General features: G+C 67.2%; 20 protein-coding genes. 7 read left to right on the top strand and 13 right to left on the bottom strand.

Translation table 11 applies throughout. The annotated features are described in order from the left end of the window. Window positions 1-4: 4 nt before the first annotated feature. Together LGI35_RS42975 and LGI35_RS42970 are read left to right on the top strand one after the other, a co-directional pair. Entirely contained in the window at window positions 5-2,101 is a 2,097-nt protein-coding gene (locus tag LGI35_RS42975) for a SpoIIE family protein phosphatase (RefSeq protein ID WP_227299861.1), read from the top strand. Window positions 2,102-2,150: 49 nt separating this feature from the next. Further along, window positions 2,151-2,444 (top strand): hypothetical protein, encoded by a 294-nt coding sequence (locus LGI35_RS42970; protein WP_227299860.1) that lies wholly within the window; start codon window positions 2,151-2,153, stop codon window positions 2,442-2,444. A 646-nt stretch (window positions 2,445-3,090) separates the two neighbouring features. Here LGI35_RS42970 and LGI35_RS42965 read toward each other — a convergent pair. Together LGI35_RS42965 and LGI35_RS42960 are read right to left on the bottom strand one after the other, a co-directional pair. After that, window positions 3,091-4,146 (bottom strand): TerC family protein, encoded by a 1,056-nt coding sequence (locus tag LGI35_RS42965; RefSeq protein ID WP_227299859.1) that lies wholly within the window; start codon window positions 4,144-4,146, stop codon window positions 3,091-3,093. An 866-nt stretch (window positions 4,147-5,012) separates the two neighbouring features. Continuing rightward, entirely contained in the window at window positions 5,013-5,168 is a 156-nt protein-coding gene (locus LGI35_RS42960) for a DUF6131 family protein (protein ID WP_227299858.1), read from the bottom strand. Window positions 5,169-5,373: 205 nt separating this feature from the next. Between LGI35_RS42960 and LGI35_RS42955 the strand changes: the two genes are divergently transcribed. Further along, on the top strand, window positions 5,374-5,613 hold the full coding sequence (locus LGI35_RS42955) for a plasmid mobilization protein (RefSeq protein WP_227299857.1): 240 nt from the start codon (window positions 5,374-5,376) through the stop codon (window positions 5,611-5,613). After that, window positions 5,610-5,993: a fic family toxin-antitoxin system, toxin component gene (locus LGI35_RS42950; protein ID WP_227299856.1), complete on the top strand. Its 384-nt coding sequence runs from the start codon at window positions 5,610-5,612 to the stop codon at window positions 5,991-5,993. Before LGI35_RS42955 ends, LGI35_RS42950 begins: the two co-directional genes overlap by 4 nt. Window positions 5,994-6,118: 125 nt before the next feature. Here the strand turns inward: LGI35_RS42950 and LGI35_RS42945 are convergent, their stop codons facing one another. Genes LGI35_RS42945 through LGI35_RS42935 form a run of 3 tightly spaced genes read right to left on the bottom strand, consistent with a single transcriptional unit; the run spans window position 6,119 to window position 8,535 of the window. Next, window positions 6,119-6,475, bottom strand: coding sequence for an STAS domain-containing protein (locus LGI35_RS42945; protein WP_227299855.1), 357 nt, complete (start codon window positions 6,473-6,475; stop codon window positions 6,119-6,121). A 9-nt stretch (window positions 6,476-6,484) separates the two neighbouring features. Then, entirely contained in the window at window positions 6,485-7,726 is a 1,242-nt protein-coding gene (locus LGI35_RS42940; protein WP_227299854.1) for a SpoIIE family protein phosphatase, read from the bottom strand. Further along, entirely contained in the window at window positions 7,726-8,535 is an 810-nt protein-coding gene (locus LGI35_RS42935) for an alpha/beta fold hydrolase (protein ID WP_227299853.1), read from the bottom strand. The genes LGI35_RS42940 and LGI35_RS42935 overlap by 1 nt, the downstream gene beginning before the upstream one ends. 451 nt (window positions 8,536-8,986) lie before the next feature. On the opposite strand from LGI35_RS42935, the gene LGI35_RS42930 reads away from it, so the two are divergent. Then, on the top strand, window positions 8,987-9,394 hold the full coding sequence (locus LGI35_RS42930) for a hypothetical protein (RefSeq protein ID WP_227299852.1): 408 nt from the start codon (window positions 8,987-8,989) through the stop codon (window positions 9,392-9,394). A 133-nt stretch (window positions 9,395-9,527) separates the two neighbouring features. Here LGI35_RS42930 and LGI35_RS42925 read toward each other — a convergent pair whose 3' ends face one another. The 6 genes from LGI35_RS42925 to LGI35_RS42900 all read right to left on the bottom strand — a co-directional run bounded on the left by LGI35_RS42925 (window position 9,528) and on the right by LGI35_RS42900 (window position 14,125). Beyond that, window positions 9,528-10,439 carry an RNA polymerase sigma factor SigF gene (locus tag LGI35_RS42925; RefSeq protein ID WP_227299851.1) on the bottom strand — a complete coding sequence of 304 codons (912 nt, stop codon included), beginning with the start codon at window positions 10,437-10,439 and terminating at the stop codon, window positions 9,528-9,530. Window positions 10,440-10,552: 113 nt separating this feature from the next. Continuing rightward, window positions 10,553-10,996 carry a DUF3662 domain-containing protein gene (locus LGI35_RS42920; RefSeq protein WP_227299850.1) on the bottom strand — a complete coding sequence of 148 codons (444 nt, stop codon included), beginning with the start codon at window positions 10,994-10,996 and terminating at the stop codon, window positions 10,553-10,555. A gap of 44 nt (window positions 10,997-11,040) precedes the next feature. Beyond that, window positions 11,041-11,457 (bottom strand): ATP-binding protein, encoded by a 417-nt coding sequence (locus LGI35_RS42915; RefSeq protein WP_227299849.1) that lies wholly within the window; start codon window positions 11,455-11,457, stop codon window positions 11,041-11,043. A gap of 567 nt (window positions 11,458-12,024) precedes the next feature. Continuing rightward, entirely contained in the window at window positions 12,025-12,459 is a 435-nt protein-coding gene (locus LGI35_RS42910) for a hypothetical protein (protein WP_227299848.1), read from the bottom strand. A gap of 109 nt (window positions 12,460-12,568) precedes the next feature. Further along, entirely contained in the window at window positions 12,569-13,366 is a 798-nt protein-coding gene (locus LGI35_RS42905; protein ID WP_227299847.1) for a bestrophin-like domain, read from the bottom strand. A gap of 393 nt (window positions 13,367-13,759) precedes the next feature. Then, complete coding sequence (locus LGI35_RS42900) at window positions 13,760-14,125, bottom strand: PRC-barrel domain containing protein (RefSeq protein WP_227299846.1); 366 nt, start codon at window positions 14,123-14,125, stop codon at window positions 13,760-13,762. 359 nt (window positions 14,126-14,484) lie between these two features. Between LGI35_RS42900 and LGI35_RS42895 the strand changes: the two genes are divergently transcribed. Together LGI35_RS42895 and LGI35_RS42890 are read left to right on the top strand one after the other, a co-directional pair. Next, window positions 14,485-14,895 (top strand): ATP-binding protein, encoded by a 411-nt coding sequence (locus tag LGI35_RS42895; protein WP_227299845.1) that lies wholly within the window; start codon window positions 14,485-14,487, stop codon window positions 14,893-14,895. 224 nt (window positions 14,896-15,119) lie between these two features. Further along, entirely contained in the window at window positions 15,120-15,524 is a 405-nt protein-coding gene (locus tag LGI35_RS42890; RefSeq protein ID WP_227299844.1) for a DUF6303 family protein, read from the top strand. A 312-nt stretch (window positions 15,525-15,836) separates the two neighbouring features. On the opposite strand, the gene LGI35_RS42885 is transcribed toward LGI35_RS42890, so the two are convergent. Together LGI35_RS42885 and sigK are read right to left on the bottom strand one after the other, a co-directional pair. Next, window positions 15,837-16,586, bottom strand: coding sequence for an anti-sigma factor (locus LGI35_RS42885; RefSeq protein WP_227299843.1), 750 nt, complete (start codon window positions 16,584-16,586; stop codon window positions 15,837-15,839). Then, entirely contained in the window at window positions 16,583-17,167 is a 585-nt protein-coding gene (gene sigK, locus LGI35_RS42880; protein WP_227300751.1) for an ECF RNA polymerase sigma factor SigK, read from the bottom strand. The genes LGI35_RS42885 and sigK overlap by 4 nt, the downstream gene beginning before the upstream one ends. Between the last annotated feature and the right edge of the window lie 227 nt (window positions 17,168-17,394).

Genomic DNA, 17,394 nt, shown 5'->3' with positions numbered 1-17,394 from the left:
CAGGATGGATGCACACGAGCCACCCCCGGAGCGGGAGGGGTACGGCGGGGCGGGGGCGGCCCCGCCGGGCGGGTTGCTCGACCTGCTCAACGTGGCTGCGGTCGTGCTGGACGCCGGTGGGAGGATCGTGTTCTGGAGCCCACAGGCCGATGAGGTGTTCGGCTACGCGGCCGAAGAGGCTCTGGGCCGGTACGCGGCTCGTCTGCTGGTCCACGAGGAGCAGCGCGACCTGGTGATCAGGCTGTTCGCCGAGGTGATGGAGACCGGTGAGAGCTGGGCGGGCGCGTTCCCGATCCGTCACAAGGACGGCAAGACTCGCCTGGTGGAGTTCCGCAACATGCGCCTGGTGGACGACCTCGGCGACATCTACGCCCTCGGCATCGCTGCCGATCGGAGCACACTGCAGCGGGTGGAGACCGACCTGGCCCTGTCACAGCGCCTGGTCTCGCAGGCCCCCATCGGCATCGCCCTGCTGGACACCGACCTGCGCTATGTGCTGGTCAACCCGGAGCTGGAGCGCATCAACGGCATCCCGGCCGCCGATCACCTCGGCCGGCACCCGCACGACATCCTCACAGCGCTCGACGTCGACTCGATCGAGTCCGCAATGCGCAAGGCGCTGCTCACCGGCATCCCCCTGATCGACCAGCACACCGTCGGCCGCACCCGCGCCGACCCGGACCACGATCACGCGTGGTCGGTGTCGCACTACCGGCTCGAAGACGCCAGCGGGCGCGTGATCGGTGTGGCGAACTCCGTCATCGATGTCAGCGAACGCCACCAGGCCGCCACCGAGGCGGACCGGGCCCGGCGCCGCCTGACCATGATCGCCGATGCGTCCGCCCGCGTCGGCACGACCCTGGAGGTGGAGCACACCGCCCAGGAACTCGTGGAGGTCGCGGTACCCGACCTTGCCGACGTCGCCTCGGTCGATGTCCTCGAGACCGCTCTGGCCCTGCGCCGCTCCGCTCCCTCCGAAGGCCCGGAGCTGTTTCGCCCGCTCGCCGTGGCCGCTGCTTACGCCACCCCAGCCGCAGTTGCCCTGCAGGCCGTCGACCACGCACCGCACGGCGCGGACCGACTGATCACCCAATGCGTTCACACCGGTCGGCCCGTCCTCGTCTCCCACACCGGACCGGAAGATCTGGAACGCATCGCCCTCAGCGCCGAGAGCGCAGCCGTCTTCACCCAGGCAGGCGTGCACTCCTACCTCGCGGTCCCACTGATCGCCCGCGACGAGGTCCTCGGCGCTTTTGGTCTCCTGCGGGCACGCAACCAACTCCCGTTCGACGAGGACGATGTGCTGCTCGCCGTAGAACTGGCTGCCCGCGCGGGCGTCGCCATCGACAACGCCGGCCTGTACCAGAGCGTCCGCAGTACGGCCGAAACCCTCCAGCGAAGCCTCCTGCCCGGCGAGCTCCCACAGCCCACCGGCCTGAACGTCGCCTCCTACTACCAGCCCGCCCAGGCATCAAGCGAGGTCGGCGGCGACTGGTACGACGTCATCCCCCTCGCCCGCGACAAGACCGCGCTGGTGATCGGTGACGTCATGGGCAACGGCATCGACGCCGCCGCCACCATGGGCCGCCTGCGCACCGCCACGTCCGCGTTCGCCGACCTCGACCTGGCTCCCGCCGAGGTCCTTCGACATCTCGACAAGATCACGTGCGGACTCGAGCACTACATCGCCACCTGCATCTACGCCACCTACGACCCTCACACCCACCGGTGTCACATCGCGAACGCCGGACACCTCCCGCCCGTCCTCGTGCCATCCGGACGACTCCCCGAACTCCTCGAACTGGCCCCTGGCGCACCCCTCGGCGTCGGCGGCGTCCCCTTCCACACCACCGCGTTCGACCTGAATCCCGGCGACCGGATCGTCCTCTACACCGACGGCCTCGTCGAAACCCGCCACCACCACATCGACGAGCGCCTCAACACCCTCCTGCGCACCCTGAAAGAACCCCGCAGACCGCTCGACGACACCTGCCGGTGGCTCGTCGACGTCCTTCGGGACACCGACGACCACGACGACGTCGCCCTCCTCATCGCACAGGCCACACTCGACGTCCCCGAGCGGCACCCGCGCTCCACTTGACCCAACGGCCTCGGGCCGACATGGCCGTTCACGATGCTGGAGCGGCGCGTTGCCCACGGCGGCGTGGATCGTTGAGCGCGGCATGGAGACGTGGGATGAGAACACGGACGCCGTGACCTTCGCCCGGCTGACCGGCGCCTACTGGCTGACCGGCGCCGATGTCGACGGCGAGCTTCCCGGTGGCGGCTGCGGCGTCACGAAGACCGGCCGCAGAGACCGAGCTGATCACCTGGGGCGAGCCAGGGATCTACTGGCCCGGATGGAACAGTCACGGATGGCCATAGTGGCTGTGTCAGCTGTCTGCGTGTTGGCCGCGCTGCTGGTGGCGTCTGGGTCTGGGTGATGTTCACAGGAAGTTGTTGGCCCAGCCCACTGCCGCGCCCGCTGCCCGCTGCCCGCTGCCCGCTGCCCGCTGCCCGCTGCAGAGCTCGGCCTCACCATCGACCTCAACCTCAACCTCAACCTCGACCTGAACCCGAGCCTGAACCTGGTGCCGGACGTCGCCGGCACAGCTTGCCCTCGTATGGCGACTTCGAACGGGCAGGCGGCACGATGTCGCCCTCTTCGCTCGTGCTCTGCTATCTGGTCGCGCCGGTACCCCGCACGCCCTTACGTTTCAGAACATCGCCGACGCAGGCGTGACGGTCCGATGGGTCACGGCTTTACTCCGTCGGTCGTCGCACTGTGTTTGCCGTCCACGGACTTCGAGCATTTCGGGTTCCGACAGGGGCCTGGTTTCCACTGAGGGAAGAAGACTCCCATCGACTTGTGCCGCGTGACCTCCGCTGTCACCGGCTGGTTGCAGGCAGGGCAGACCTGTCCGGCCTGCGGTGTCGTCGCATGCTCGTCTCTGCTCATACAACCAGAATAGGAAGTTTGCCAGGACATAGGCAAGATTTTACAAGAATGAGGAACTGCGAGGTCGCGGCCTGTCGGCGATGGGCACGGCCGAACGGCAGGCCCGGAGACCGCATCGGAGGGCGCGCAGGTCAACGACCCGGCGGCTTGCCCCTTGCGTCTTGTGACCCATGCGCCAGGGTACACTCCCCCACCGAGCCCCGAGCAACTCCGTTCTCAGCGTGCACACCTGGGCCAGACCCTTCACCGACAGCCGGGCGCGGATGCCGGATGCTCAGCATCACGGACAGGGCCAGGACCGTGACGATGACCGCCAGGCTGACCAGTGACGGGATCTCAGGAATGCTGCTGCTGAACAGCTCGTGGGACGCCTGCAGGATCAGCTTCACACCGATGAAGGAGAGGATCAGCGCCAGGCCCTTGCTGAGGTAGTGGAACCGGTCGAGCAGTCCGGACAGCAGGAAGTACAACGCCCGTAGGCCGAGAATCGCGAACGCGTTACTGGTATAGACGATGAAGGCGTCATTGCTCACCGCGAGTACGGCCGGCACGCTGTCCACGGCGAAGACGAGGTCGGCCGCCTCGATCGCCGCGACCACGGCGAGCAGTGGGGTGGCGATACGCTTGCCGGCCTCCCTGACGAAGAACTTCATCCCGGCGTACTCGTCCCGAACCGGCATGACCTTGCGGAGCAGCCGCACGGCGATGCTCCTGCCCGGATCGAAGCTCTCCTCTTCCTCCTTGAGGATTTTGTAGGTGCTGTAGAAGAGGACGGCAGCGAAGGCCAACAGCACCGCGGTGAACCGACTGACCACGGCCACTCCGGCAGCCAGGAAGACGCCCCGGAACACCAGCGCGCCCACGACACCGAAGAACAGCACACGGTGCTGGTATGCACGCGGCACCTTGAAGTAGGCGAAGATCAGCGCGAAGACGAACAGGTTATCGACCGACAAGCTCTTCTCGAGAAGCCATGCGGTTGTGTACTCCACGCCAGATGTCGCACCCAGAACCAGGAAGACGACGGCACCGAAGGCGAGGGCGAGACCGACCCACACCCCGCTCCAGGCGGCGGCTTCCTTGAACCCGATGACATGCGCCTCTCGGTGCGCCAGCAGGTCCACGGCGAGCGACACCACAACGGTGACGACGAACGCAGCCCACAACCAAAACGGCACATCGAGCACGGAAGACCCCCTCATACCGGCGGGGACGAAAGCCTATCTTTGTAAAAGTTTGACCCAATATTTCCCTTTTGTCGCCCGGAGTCGCATGGTCATGCCCTACACCGCGCCGTGCGCGCCAGATTGCCCCCTCCGACATCGCGCGCATGCGGCAGGCGTGAGACAGCCCCGACGCCGGGCTGGGGTCGGGGCTGTCTCACGGCCCGGCATTCGTTCAGAACTCCCCCGTCCTCACCCGCTTCGCCTCGGCCGCTGTCCGGGCGACGATCGCCACCGCCGGCAGAACCTCGCGGACCAACCCGGCGGACGATCCCGCCACAGAGCCATTGACTCCAGGTCGCCTGTCATCTCGCCAGCGGGACGGCGTCCCCGTAGCGCAAAGACCGGTAGCCGTCGCTGTCCACTGCGACGCTGTATCCCTCCCTGGCCGGGAGGGAGTCAGCGGAAAGTCGACCGCTCCCCAAGCTGCCAGCGTGCTGTTGCGCAGGGATCGGTGCGGTGCGGCGCGTTGGGCCATCCCCCGTCGAAGCGCCGGGCGTAGTGCGCCTCTTCGGCACAAGCGCCGATGCCGCGGCGGCGGTAACTGTCGCGTCTACGTGCCTCGGTGACGGTGAGGAACCGTGCTCCCAGGAACGTCGATCTCCAACCCCCCACGTTCCTTGAAGAGTTCATGTTCCATCGGCCAGCAACGGCCCACCCACGGCCTCCCTGCACAAGGGCACTGTGCACGAGCGATTGCCCCACACGTAGGCGCGGCGATCCTGGTAGAGGTCACGGCGGGCAGCGGGGTATGGGCGGTGTGAACGCGGACCATGGCTCGGCCCGCAAGGCGGGAACCAGGCGCGACACCAGCGAGAAATGCACTGCCGCTACCAATAATGCCGACGCCCACCCACCGCGTGACCAACCGCGCCGAGAATCCAGAGGATGCACCCGATGACCAGGAGGACGACACCGATGGTCCACAGGATGCCGATCCCCGTGACAAGTCCGACGACGAGCAGGATGATCCCCAAGACAATCATTTGGGCCTCCAGGACAGTGAACCCATGGCCCCCTGAACATCATGTACCCCTCCCGTGATGCCGCGACACAGTCATGAGCCGGGCGGGCGCCCCCGCCCGCTCGGGGGCGCGATTCGCTCTTCGTTCCGTCTGCGGGGTGCTTACGGGGAGAACTCATTCCCCTTGCAGGGGTGTAGCGGCTCGTACTGAACGCTACGGTGGCTGTATGGCATCGAAGAAGCAGATCAATGTGCGCGTCGATGCGGACGTGTACGAGGGCATCGAGCAGCGAGCGGCGGCCGTGGGGATGGAGGTCAACGAGTACGCCCGTCAGGTCCTGGCCGACGAGGCGAATGATCTACGCCACCGCTTCCTCGACGCGGGAGCGCACTTTGCCGGCCAGTGGGGTCCCCAATTCGCCGAGGAGTTCGGGCAGGGCACCTCGCCGCGCGGGCAGGCCGCGTGATCATCACGATCGACCGTGCCTGGCTCCTCGACCTCGCGCACCGGAGCATTCCTGGCGACCCGGACGTGACGGACTTCGGCTCACTGCAGGCAGCGACTGCGCGCCATGCAGACAAAGTCATGGAGCACTACGTCTACGCCGACCCGCACCACAGGGCCGCCGCACTCATGCATCAGCTCATCCGCGTGCCCGCTCTGGCGCACAGCAACGAGCTGTTCGGCGCGGTCGTCGCCGCCTCGTACCTGACGATCTCCGGCACCGTGGTGACGGCCGGCGCCAAGGAAGTCTCCCTCCTCGCCGGGCGCATCGCCCGGGACGCTCTCGACGTGCGGACGGTCGCCGAGGAGATCAAGGGCTGGTCCTCCCGGCCGAGAGGCTGACGAAGGAAACAGCTCCAGTCCAGATCGCTTTCCGCATCTCGGGCGGTGCTCCCCACGGATACCTTCTGATGGATCATCAGGCGCGAAGTCGATGTTCACGCGCCCCTACGTCACCGGGATGCCCATCAGCCGGTCGCAGGTGTCCAAGCGGCTTCGGCTGCCTGGGCGGTGGGACGGGTGGGGAAGACCTGGTCCAAGCCGACCATGCTGAGAGTCCTGCTGACCATGTCGGGGACAGCGGTCAAGACGATGGTGGAGTGGGCATCGAGGGCGACGTTGCGAGCGGCGATCAGAACGCTGATGCCGCTGGAGTCGCAGAGGGTGAGGCCGCCGAGGTCGACGACCAGCTGCTGGCCGTGCTTGATGGGCAAGCCCGGGAGGAGGTCGCGGATCTCGGGTGCGCTGTCGTGGTCGAGTTCGCCGGCCAGTTCGATGACGGGGCCGGACGGGGTGGTCCGTGTACGGATTCTCAGCTGACTCACTGCTGCTCTTCACGGTTGGAGCGGGGGCACGCTGACGGCGAGAACTGCCGTGTCGTCGTCCACCCCGGTGCCGAGGGTGTCGAGGAGTTCGCGGATGGCGGTGATGGTGTGCTGGGCGGTGGTGGGGGCCAGGGCGCGGCCGAAGTCGAGGAGGGCGTCGTCACCGTAGCGGTCGCCGCGGACCGCGGTGTGGGCCTCGGTGAGACCGTCGGTGTGCAGGAGCAGGGTGTCGCCGGGGTGGAGTCGGAATGTGATGGTGGCGATGCGGGCGTCGGGCAGGACGCCGATGAGCTGCCCGCCGGGAGTGGGTAGGTAGTCGGCGGTGCCATCAGCGCGTATCAGCAGCGCGGGCGGGTGTCCCCCGCTGGCCAGGGTGATGCGGAACCCGCCGTGATCACCGTCGGGGGCGAGCAAGCCGAAAAGGACAGTGCAGAAGCGAGGGTCGGTGCCGTTGTACTCGTGGTTGAGGACGGTGTTGAGGTTTCCCAGGACGACGGCCGGATCGGGGTCGTAGACCGCGGCGGCGCGCAGGGTGTAGCGGGCCAGTGAGGTGAGTGCAGCGGCGGCGGCACCCTTGCCGCACACGTCGCCCAGGAACAGTCCCCACGTGCCTGCGCCGAGGGAGAACAGGTCGTAGAAGTCGCCGCCGACCTCGTCGACAGAGGCGGTGTGGTAGTACGCGGCCACGTCCAGGCCCGGCACGTTGGCCAGGACCGGCGGCAGCAGCGTCTGCTGGAGTGTGGTGGCGAGCCGCCGCAGGCGTTCACGTTCGCGCTCGGACTCCTGGCGCGCGCGCAGCAGCTCTTCCTCGTAGGCGCGGCGGTCGCGGGCGTCGAAGACGGTGGTGCGGATCAGCAGCGGCTGCCCGTTGCTGCCGGTCTTGACCTTGGAGGTCACCAGCACGGGCAGGCGGCTACCGTCGGCCGCCTTCATCTCCAGTGCGATGCCGCTGATCTCTCCCTGCATGTGCAGTAGTGGGGCGAAGTGCGTTTCGTGGTACAGGCGTCCGCCGACGGTGAGGAGGTCGGAGAACGTCCTGCGGCTCACCAGGTCGGCGCGCTCGTAGCCCAGCCAGTTCAGCAGGGTGGTGTTGACCTTGGCGATCTGTCCGTCGAGCAGGGTGGAGAGGTATCCGCACGGGGCGTGCTCGTAGAGGTCCTCGGCGCTGTCTTCCAGGAGTGCGGAGAACGTCTGATCGTCGTCCACGCGCTCCTCCGGGTCGCGATCCTGGTCACCGTTGGTACGGCACATCACAGCACGGGCCCCACGAATGCGGTGATCGCCTCGGCGGTCTCCTCGGGGGCGCTGAGCTGGGGGCAGTGCCCGGTGGCGTTCAGGGTGACGAGGCGGCTGTCCTTGATCTGGTCCTGGATGAAGGCGCCGACCTCGGGCGGGGCGATGGCGTCGCTGGAGCACTGGACGACCAGGGTGGGCACCGTCACGTTGGCCAGGTCGGCGCGGTTGTCGGACAGGAACGTCACCCGTGCGAAGACCCGCTGGATGTCCGGGTCAGTGGCACAGAAGCTGTTGGTCAACTCCTCGCCCAGCTCGGGGCGGTCCGGGTTGCCCATGATGACCGGGGCCATGGCACCCGACCAGCCGAGGTAGTTCGCGTCCAGAGATTCGAGGAGTTCCTCGATGTCCTCGGCGCTGAAGCCGCCACGGTACCCGGTAGCGGGGTCGTCGATGAAGCAGGGGGACGGAGCGAGCAGCACCAAGCTCTCGAAGTACTCAGGACGCCGGGCGGCGGCCAGCACACCCATCATCGCGCTCACCGAGTGCCCCACGAACGTCACCGGCCCCAGATCCAGCTCGCGGCAGATCTCCAGCACGTCTTCCACGTACCCGTCCAGGCTGGAGTGCCGTTCCTTGCTCCAGGCCGACAGATCCGAACGGCCTGCTCCGACGTGGTCGAAGAGCACCACCCTGAAGTCGCGCTCCAGCGCGGGCACCACCAGACGCCACATGTTCTGGTCGCACCCGAACCCGTGCGCCAACATGACCACCGGCCCGCCCTCCCGGCCGGACACCCGCACCTGATGCCTGCTTCGCACGTCCATGCGGCCCATCCTCGCAGAGACATAGCAGGTCAGGAACGAGTCGGCGCTGATTGGCCCGCGCAACCGGCCGCCCACAGTGGTGCGGCGGCCCTGATCCGGGATGCCGCTTCTCTGCTTGGCGGACCTCGCCGGTATGCAGGGTGACGTGGTCGGCCAGGTGATGGCGGGCCAGGGTGTTGTAGGCGCGGTGGCTGCGGGTGACGTCGCGGTCGATGGTGTGGACGCGGGTGTCGAAAGGGCTCGGCCAGTCCCGGACCATCGCGTCCTTCGCCTGGCGGAACTCCTTGAGGCGGGCCAGATATGTCATTCGATGGTGGCACGCACAGCGGTGGGGCCGCAGCGACGCCAACTCCCCGCGTCACACACTCGGAACATACGCTCACCCCAGGAGTCCGCCCACTCTCGCTGCCGACTCCGAGCCCTTCTGTCTGTCATTCCGAAAGGTATCGCTGTGGCTGCTCCGACGAAGACCGTCGCCCAGAAGCTGCTCATCAAGCCCGGCACCACCGTCTGGGCCACCCCGGAGGAACATCTGCCGCTGATCGGGGCGCTGCCGGTGGATGTCGATGTGGCGGACGGCTTGAGCGCAGCGACGACCGGATTGATGTTCGCAGCGGACGAGGCCGTGCTGCGCAGGCTGCTCGACGAGGACCGAGACGGGCTGGCGGGCCCGGTCAACTTCTGGGTCGTCTACCCGAAGGGAAACAAGGCGGACATCAACCGGGACTCGCTCTGGCGGATCCTGGCCGAGTACGGCATGCGTCCGATCGCCCAGATCGCTGTGGACGAAACCTGGTCCGCTCTGCGCTTCCGGATGCTGCGCGAGGGCGAGGTCTTCAAGGCCGGATCGGCCGACTGACGCGCTTCTGGAGCCTGCCAGTGCTGGGACCCATCCGGTGCCGGGCCTGGCCGCATACGGCCGGCCCAGCCCGGACAGTACAACCCCGAACCGTGCGCGATGCGCACGAGCGGACCAGGCTGGGTTACGGGGATCAGTCGTCGGCGAGCATGCCGGTGCGCAGTTTGGCGAGTGTGCGGCTCAGGAGGCGGGAGACCTGCATCTGGGAGACGCCGAGCACCTCGCCGATCTGGCTCTGGGTCATCTCCTGCCCGAACCGCATCTCGATGATGTGGCGCTCCCGGTCGGTAAGACGGCCCAGAAGAGGATTCAGGCAGTGCAGGTCCTCGACGGTCTCCATGCCGGGGTCGGGCTCACCGATGAAGTCGGCCAGCGTTCGGCCCTGAACCTGAGCCGGTCCCGTCTCGCCGGCGTCGGCGGGCATGTCCAGGGAGCCGGCGGTATACCCGTTCGCGGCGACGACGCCCTCGATGACCTCGTCCTCGCTCAGTTCCATGTGCGCGGCGAGCTCCTTGACCGTGGGGTCACGGTCCAGGACGATGGCGAGCTCCTCCTTGGCCTTGGCGATGTCGACCCGCAGCTCCTGGAGCCGCCGGGGCACGTGGACCGCCCAGGTCGTGTCGCGGAAGTACCGCTTGATCTCACCGACAACATACGGAATCGCGAACGTGGAGAACTCGACCTCGCGGGACAGGTCGAACCGGTCGATCGCCTTGATCAGACCGATGGTTCCGACCTGGACGATGTCCTCCATGTCACCGTCGCCGCGGTTCATGAACCGGCGCCCGGCGAACCGTACGAGCGACAGGTTCATCTCGATGAGAGTGTTCCGGGCGTACTGATGCTCGCGGGTGCCCTCTTCCAGGAGCTGAAGCTGGTCGAAGAACAGCTTCGACAGATTCCGCGCGTCCTTCGGAGCGACCTTCCCCGCGTCCTCGATCCAGGGCAGCTCGCCAACGCCGGCGTGCGTCTCCGGCTGTGCCGACGCCAACGCCTCGACGTGTTTCGTGCCCTCCGCGTCCCTCGCCTGCACCTGAACAGTCATGATCACACTCCCGGATCGGTTCAAGATCACCGCCTGCCCAGACATGACGACACCATGCGTTCTTGCAGCAAGAGTTTTGACTCATGCACAAGTCGGCAAGCGCCTGGCTGTGATCAACCAGCAGTCATTCGGGGTCCGGGCCGGGCCGGAACGATCGAGCTCTGGATGCGGTATCCCCCCGGGTCCACCGTCGGGTCGGGCTCCAGCGTGACGGTCACCGGTCCGGCGAAGACATAGCTGTGCGAGGCGGCGTGATCTCGCACCTTCGCGGCCAACACCGGCCCCAACTGATGTGCATGCGAGCCGAGTTCACGATGACTCTTCTGAGGGAGCGCGACGGTGAAGGCGTTGGGTACGAGGGTGCGTCCTCGTCCCAGAATCATGATGTTGTCGTCGCATTCGCGCCGCAGTGTCGACACGACCTCCACGCTCTCCCGCTTCGGCCGGAAGACCCGGTCCACCAGGTCTGCGGCCCACTTCTCCATCACTTTTTCGACGTTGCCCATCTTTCCCATCGCCGACGGCTGCCCGACCTCATCCGGATCATGTGCGGCCAAACGGGTTGGGCTGAGGAGCGAGCCTGACTGAGGTCCAAGGCCCGTCAGCGATCGAGGACGGCGCTGATGACCTTGCCGCCACTGCGGGAGGGACGGACGGTGACGGTGCGCGCGAGCATCCGAATCAGGGGCCAGCCGAACCCGCCCTCGTGGCCGTCAAGATCGGGGGGACGTTCACGCGGGAACGCGGGGCTGGGGTCGCGTACGGCGATCTCCACGACGTCACGGTCCGCGGCCAGGTGAAGTCCGGTGACGCCGCCTGCATGCCGGAACGCATTCGCAACGAGTTCCGACACCACGACGATGGCGCTCTCGACCCTCTCCTGAGAGGGCGCGGGCACAAGGCCGCAGAAGAATTCGCGCGTAGCGTGACGCGCTTGAGTCGCTGTGATCTGACGTGGCATCTGCCGATGGTCTTCGTCGGACCGGCACTCGCCCACCTGCCATGATTCCTGACTCATGTCCGAACCCCCGTCAAAAAAGGCTGATCTGGCGGCAACGGGGCTTCTGCCCTCAATTGACGATCGCTAACGTCAGCGTTTCGAGCAAAGAGCTCTGCTCCCGCGCCCGTTCGGGGGACCCGCTCGACAAGTCGCTTCACCACGAGGGACCTACCGCTGCTGCTGGTCATTCCGGCCTGCCTAGCCTCGTGACTGAACTGGATTGAAGCCGAGTGTGCCGCCATCGGCGCCTACATCCGTTGGCGCAACTTCCGTGCCGAGCCCAAGACCAACTTCGCGCCAGAGTCAGCGATCCGCTAGGGGACCGATTACCTGGCCAAGGCTGTACGGCAGGCCACCAGGACTTGTCCCGTAGACGATCTCCGAGTCCAGTGGGGATGGTCGTCGGTCGCGGTTCGGGCTGCTCGGTCAAGCAGCGCGGGCGAGGTTGTGCAGGCGGGCCATGCCGCCCGTAGCGTGATGGACTCCGTCACCCTTGCTCCGAGCTGTCCAGGACGGCTGCGATGCCGTGATCACACACCGGGCACGGCGAGATCCTCACAGTTCCCGCCGGTGCTGGCGCGCTGATCACTTCCCGGACAGGCGCAGATCCCCGGACCAGGTCTCGCAGCGGACACTGCCGGAATCGAAGGTGATCTCAAGCGCGAGTCGGCCTGTGTCATGGTCCGCTTCTTCGCCTACCGCACGGACCGTCTCGCCGAGATGGTCCGCGAACGGGGTCTCGCCGTGAACCGGCGCCACCTCGACGCGGCCGGACTCCGCCATCTCGTACCCCTCAAAGGGGACCGATGGCTCCACGATCAGGCACCAGTCCGACCCGGTTGTCACATGGGTGGCGGCCTCCTCGCTGTCGATCAGCCACACATCCAGTGGGCCGGACCGTGGCTCCGTCCTGTACAGGTGCCACGCCGCAAGCACTTGTTCAAGACGCCGCCCGACCAGGTAATCAGGACGCACACCGGTCCCGTGCAACGAGCACCCGTTCAACAGCTTCGACTCCACCCAGCGACCGTATCCTCAGGCGAAGCCCCAGCTCACGCGCTCATACGGGACAAGCGACTAACCGGCCGCGAACGACCTTTGCCGTCGGCGTACCGATCGCGCCCGCCCCCTACTGCCCGCGGCCGAAGAAGCCGGACTTCAGGTCCCCGATGACGCCGTCGAGTGGATGCCCACTCACGATGAACGGTCCACTCCAGGGCGCGCTGAGTGCGAAGAGCAACGCCAGGCTCAGCCCGACCACACTCGCAACGCCCACGACGAGCAGTGACGTTCGCAGGCTGCTGCGGAAGACGAGCGCGCCGGAGTTCACGATCAAGGCCAGTCCGCTGACCACAAGCGTGACGACGTAGAGATCGGGAACGTCACGCGAGGCGGCCGCGACGCGGGCGCGACGACTACTGGTGACGCTGTCCAGGGACACCAGCAGCTCCGTGCTCGCCGGGGTTCCCACCTCGGGCCGGGCTGCCTCGGTGCGCACGCTCCGCTCCAGTCGTGCGATCGCGTGAGCGGTGGCCGGGTCGTCACCGGACGCCGCTGCCGCCCCCTTCCATTCCCTGACACGCGCGGTGTGCAGGTAGTCCAGCAGTGCCGCGTGGATCGGCTCAGACTGGACTCGAGGACTTGTCGCCGCCCACCCCAGGCGGGAGGCTGCGGCCGCCTCGTCGCTCACCAACCCCTCTGCTGCGCGCAGGTAACTGGCCTCGCTGGCCAGTGTGAGTGCCGCAAAGATCGCGAAAGCGGCGCCGAGTGTGGGCATCAGGGGGGTGGCGATCTGCGGCACTCGGTCCTGTTCCCTGGCCGGTACGAGCGCCCGGACGCCGATGCGTGCCAGGGCCGCGACCAGTAGGGCAAGGAAGAGCCAGCCCACAATCAGCACCACGGCCGGCAGGGAGGTCAACCAGTTCACAGCATCACCTACAGCGCGTTCCCATGAACGTCACACGGCGGCGAAACATCGGCCGGTGACCTGGAGCTCTTCGTTGATCATCTTCAACGAATGCTCCATCATCACAGGTCGAAGACCTCACGTGCTCGCGACGCCCGGCACCGCGCCTCGCTTCGTTGGCCAAACAGCCGAATACGGCCCAGGACCAGGACCACCAGGCGATTCGACCGCCCATGCGATGCACCGCACCGGCCTCCGCTCGTTTCGGCCAATGGTCGCGACGCGCCCCAGTAGGAGGTGAGCGTCCTGCTGAGGCGATCAGCCCTTATCTCTGAGGAAGTCAGTGACCCCGATGCCGGGAGGGGCCTGCAGTCGTGTTGCGGCGCCAGCACACGCTCGCGCCGCAGCGTGCGTTCACAGAAGCGCTGAGCGCTCCAACGTGGCGTAGTAGTTGCCCACTTCGGTGAGGTAGCCGGGCTCGGTGGTCTGGCTGTCGAGGGTGAAGCGGGGTGCGGCCTTGATCTCGTCCCTGGTGTGAGTGACCGTCACGGTCTCTGCGCCCGTGTCGATGGCGTCAACGATGCCGGCCGGGATCAGGACGCTTTTGCCGAACACCCACACGCCGGTGTCTACGACCAGGTGTTGCATGCCGGACTCATCCACCTGGCGTTCCACGTGGCCGACGATCCCGTCAGGCGCCGTGAGGATGAATCCCGTCAACGCCGCCTGCTCCTGTCCCTGATAGCCGATGCCTGCCGGGTAGGCCCAGACGCTCTGCATGGGGTGGTTCCTTTCTCTCGGCATTGCTCGCCATTGGCGGAGCCGTGGGGCCGACTGCGACTTTGACGTCGGCTGCCCGTTGCGGAATGGCCCCGCTCAGCACTTCCCGTACCCAGGTAACAGACCGTCATACAAGCGAGCACTTTCCGGTAGGCCGAGCGAGTTGCGCCTCGGCCCGGGCAGAGCACACCGTCATGAGTCTTCAGGAAACGCCTACCTGCGGATTCACCTCCACGTACGACCGCTGGCGACGGCTTTGAACCACCCAACGGGAGATGCATCATTTTCATCGCGCTCCCGCGGGGTAGATGCGCTGTGTAACGGCAGCCGCACTGAAGTCCTTCCGAGGGGTGAAGCCCATGCAGCACCCGCCAACGGTCGAAGACCACCAGGCCTACCCGGCCGAGGCCCTCAGCCGCCCGCAGAAAGCGACCGACGCCCGTGACGCGGCGAGCGGGTTCCTCGCCAGTCTCCACCCCGCCCCACCGACGCCGACCGCCCAGGATCTGCTCCTCCTGGTCTCGGAACTCGTCACCAACGCCAGGCGCCACGCAGGCACCGTAACGGCGCTTCATTTGAGCGCCGACCGGCGGCAGATCCACATCACCGTCGACGATCCCAGCCCCGCGCATCCCCAGGACCGCAGTCCCGACCTGTCCGGTGGTGCTGGGGGCATCGGCTGGCCCATGGTCCGCCGCCTGGCCCGAACGCTCACCATCCAACCCCAGCCCGGCGGCGGCAAATCTATCCATGCCACACTCCCCCGCTGAGCGGCGACCCCACGACCGCGGATCCTGCCTGCCGGGTCCCTGCCCCGTCCGGTACATGGCCATGGGGCACTTGGCGCCTGAGAACTGGCCCGGCACCCGTGTTCAGGGCATCGCCCGAGAGCGGGTCCGCTTCTACTGGTCGACGATCCACAACGTCGCGCCACCGTGCCCCATCGGCGGGGGACTCCTGGCACACGACCATCAACCTGCTGTGAGGAGAAAGCGTGACTTCCGAATCCCCTGCTCCGCTCCCCGATCCCCACGACGCCATGGCAGACGTCCTTGACCCGCGGCCCAAACTGCCGGGGCCTCAAACGGATCCGACCTCACAGGGTCACTTCACCCGCGCCCAGCTGACGCGCTCGCCAGGCGACGCAAGTTGGGAGATCGCTGTGGTTTTGTACGGGGTCCCAGCCGATGAGTGGCCCTCGATGAACCTGCCCGGCGCCGAAGCCCCCACCCTGCGCGCACGCGGACAGGCCCTCACGGACCTGGGCTACGTCCAGACGGGGCCCGGCTCCGATTGTCACTATTGGGAGTGGGCCGAGTGCCAAGACGGCGACCGCGCTACCGTACAACTGATGGCACACACCGAAGTTCAGCCCATCGGCATGCCGGAGATCGAATGAGGACTGTGGCCTTCGCGTCATGCTCCCCCTGTGACCAGGAAGCGCCGTGCAGCCCGTGGCGGCCGGTGCCTCAGGCGGCCCCATGGCCGCCGATGGCCGGGCTCACATCCAGCTGCAGCTCTCCTGGACGCTCGTGGCCGGTCTCCGTCAGGCGTGGGAGAAGACGAGTGAGTCACGCTGGCTCGCGCCGGCCCCAACTCGCCGGGTGTTCCGGCACGTAGCCATGATGGGGGCGACGGACCTGGTTCCCAGCCTCGTGAGGTGCGACGGGCTGGGAACCAGGTTGTCGCCAAGCGGGGCTCTTGACGCGTGTCAGGCGGGAAATTCGATCAGGCCGACAGGTGGCAGGGTGGGAGTCTTGGATCCGCCTGAGGGCTCGACGGTGATGCCCATGCCGGTGGCCTTGTCGATCGCCCCGTCCATCAGGGTGATCTGGTTGCTCCGGTCCCGGTCGAGGAGTCCCGCGGGCCGCATGGTGCCGTTGTCGTTGAACCAGAGTTCGTAGACCTTGCCGTCGGGCGGCGTGTCGAGGCCGGACGCGGTGAAGACCGCACGATTCTGGCTCGCCGACGTCACAACGACGCCGCGGGCGCCGCCGGGCAGGGTCGCGGTGTGGGTCTTTGCGTCGCCCGCGGACAGAATCGCGGCCACCTGATCGGCGCTGGTCCGGGCCTGATTCGCCTGCCGGCGAGCTTGCTCGGCTTCCTGATGCTGCCAGGTCGCCACGCCGCCGAGCGCCGCGGCCACGAGGCAGGCGGCCAGCACCATCCGGCGCAGCCAGACCGCACTGCGCGGGGAGGCCGCGACGTGCGTCTCACGCACGGTGCGCGGCGGCTCCTGCCGGACCTCGGCGATCTGGCTGAGGACGGACTGCTTGAGCTCGGGTGGCGGGGTGACGGCTGCGGCCAGTCCCAGTCGACCGGCGGTCGCCGCGAACTCGGCCACTTCCTGGCGGCAGTCCGGGCACGTGGACAGATGCTCGGTGAGTGTCGCGCGCTCGTCGGGGTCGAGGGCGTCGAGGACGTACGCTCCGGTGAGCATGTGCGGGTCGGTCGTGCTCATGTCGTCACCCCGAGGCAGTCACGCAGACGGATCAGCCCGTCGCGCATGCGCGTCTTCACCGTGCCGAGCGACGCGGACAGGCGCTCGGCCACTTCGCGGTAGGTGAGTCCCTGGTAGTAGGCGAGCGTGATCGATTCGCGCTGGAGTTCGGTCAGCGTCCGAAGGCAGCGCACTACGTCTTCGCGCTCCTGGCGGGCTTCGACCTCTGCTTGTGTCACGTCGAATTCGGGAAGGCGCTCGCGCGCGGCGACCCGCTCCTCACGTGCGGTGGACGCCACCACAGAACGGACACGGTCCACGGCTCGCCGATGGGCCAACGTGAGCACCCAGTTCATCACTGATCCCCGTTCCGGCCGGTAGTCCGCGGCATGACGCCACGCTTCCACCAGCACTTCCTGTGTCACTTCCTCGGACTGCGCCACGTCGCGCACCACGGCCCGCACGATTCCGAAGACCGGGCCGGCCACCGACTCGTACAACTGGCCGAAGGCACGTTCGTCGCCGTCGGCGATTTGCTTCATCAGCGCCCCCAGATCCGGTTCGTCTTCTGGGTTTCCGCCGATGAACACCGCTTGCCTCATGTCGACATCATCTCCGACTTGAGTCGTGCCGTGTCCGAGCGGGTGTGATTTCGGAGTGCCGCTCCTGTATTCGTTGCCGTCCACGGTTCGGATTGGTCATTCGGATTGTTCCTGAACAGTGCGCCGGTCGGCGTCCCGCAGGAGTTCCGCTCCCACTCCGAGCCGGGGCCCGGCTCGGAGTGGGAGCGGTTCACGGGTGATTCCTTCGAAGGAGCCCCCGGGGTGGG

The organism is Streptomyces longhuiensis, assembly GCF_020616555.1.
In the GTDB taxonomy this organism is placed as follows: Bacteria; Actinomycetota; Actinomycetes; order Streptomycetales; family Streptomycetaceae; genus Streptomyces; species Streptomyces longhuiensis.
Note: the sequence above shows the minus strand (reverse complement) of the source record. Positions and strands in the feature narration are given on the sequence as shown.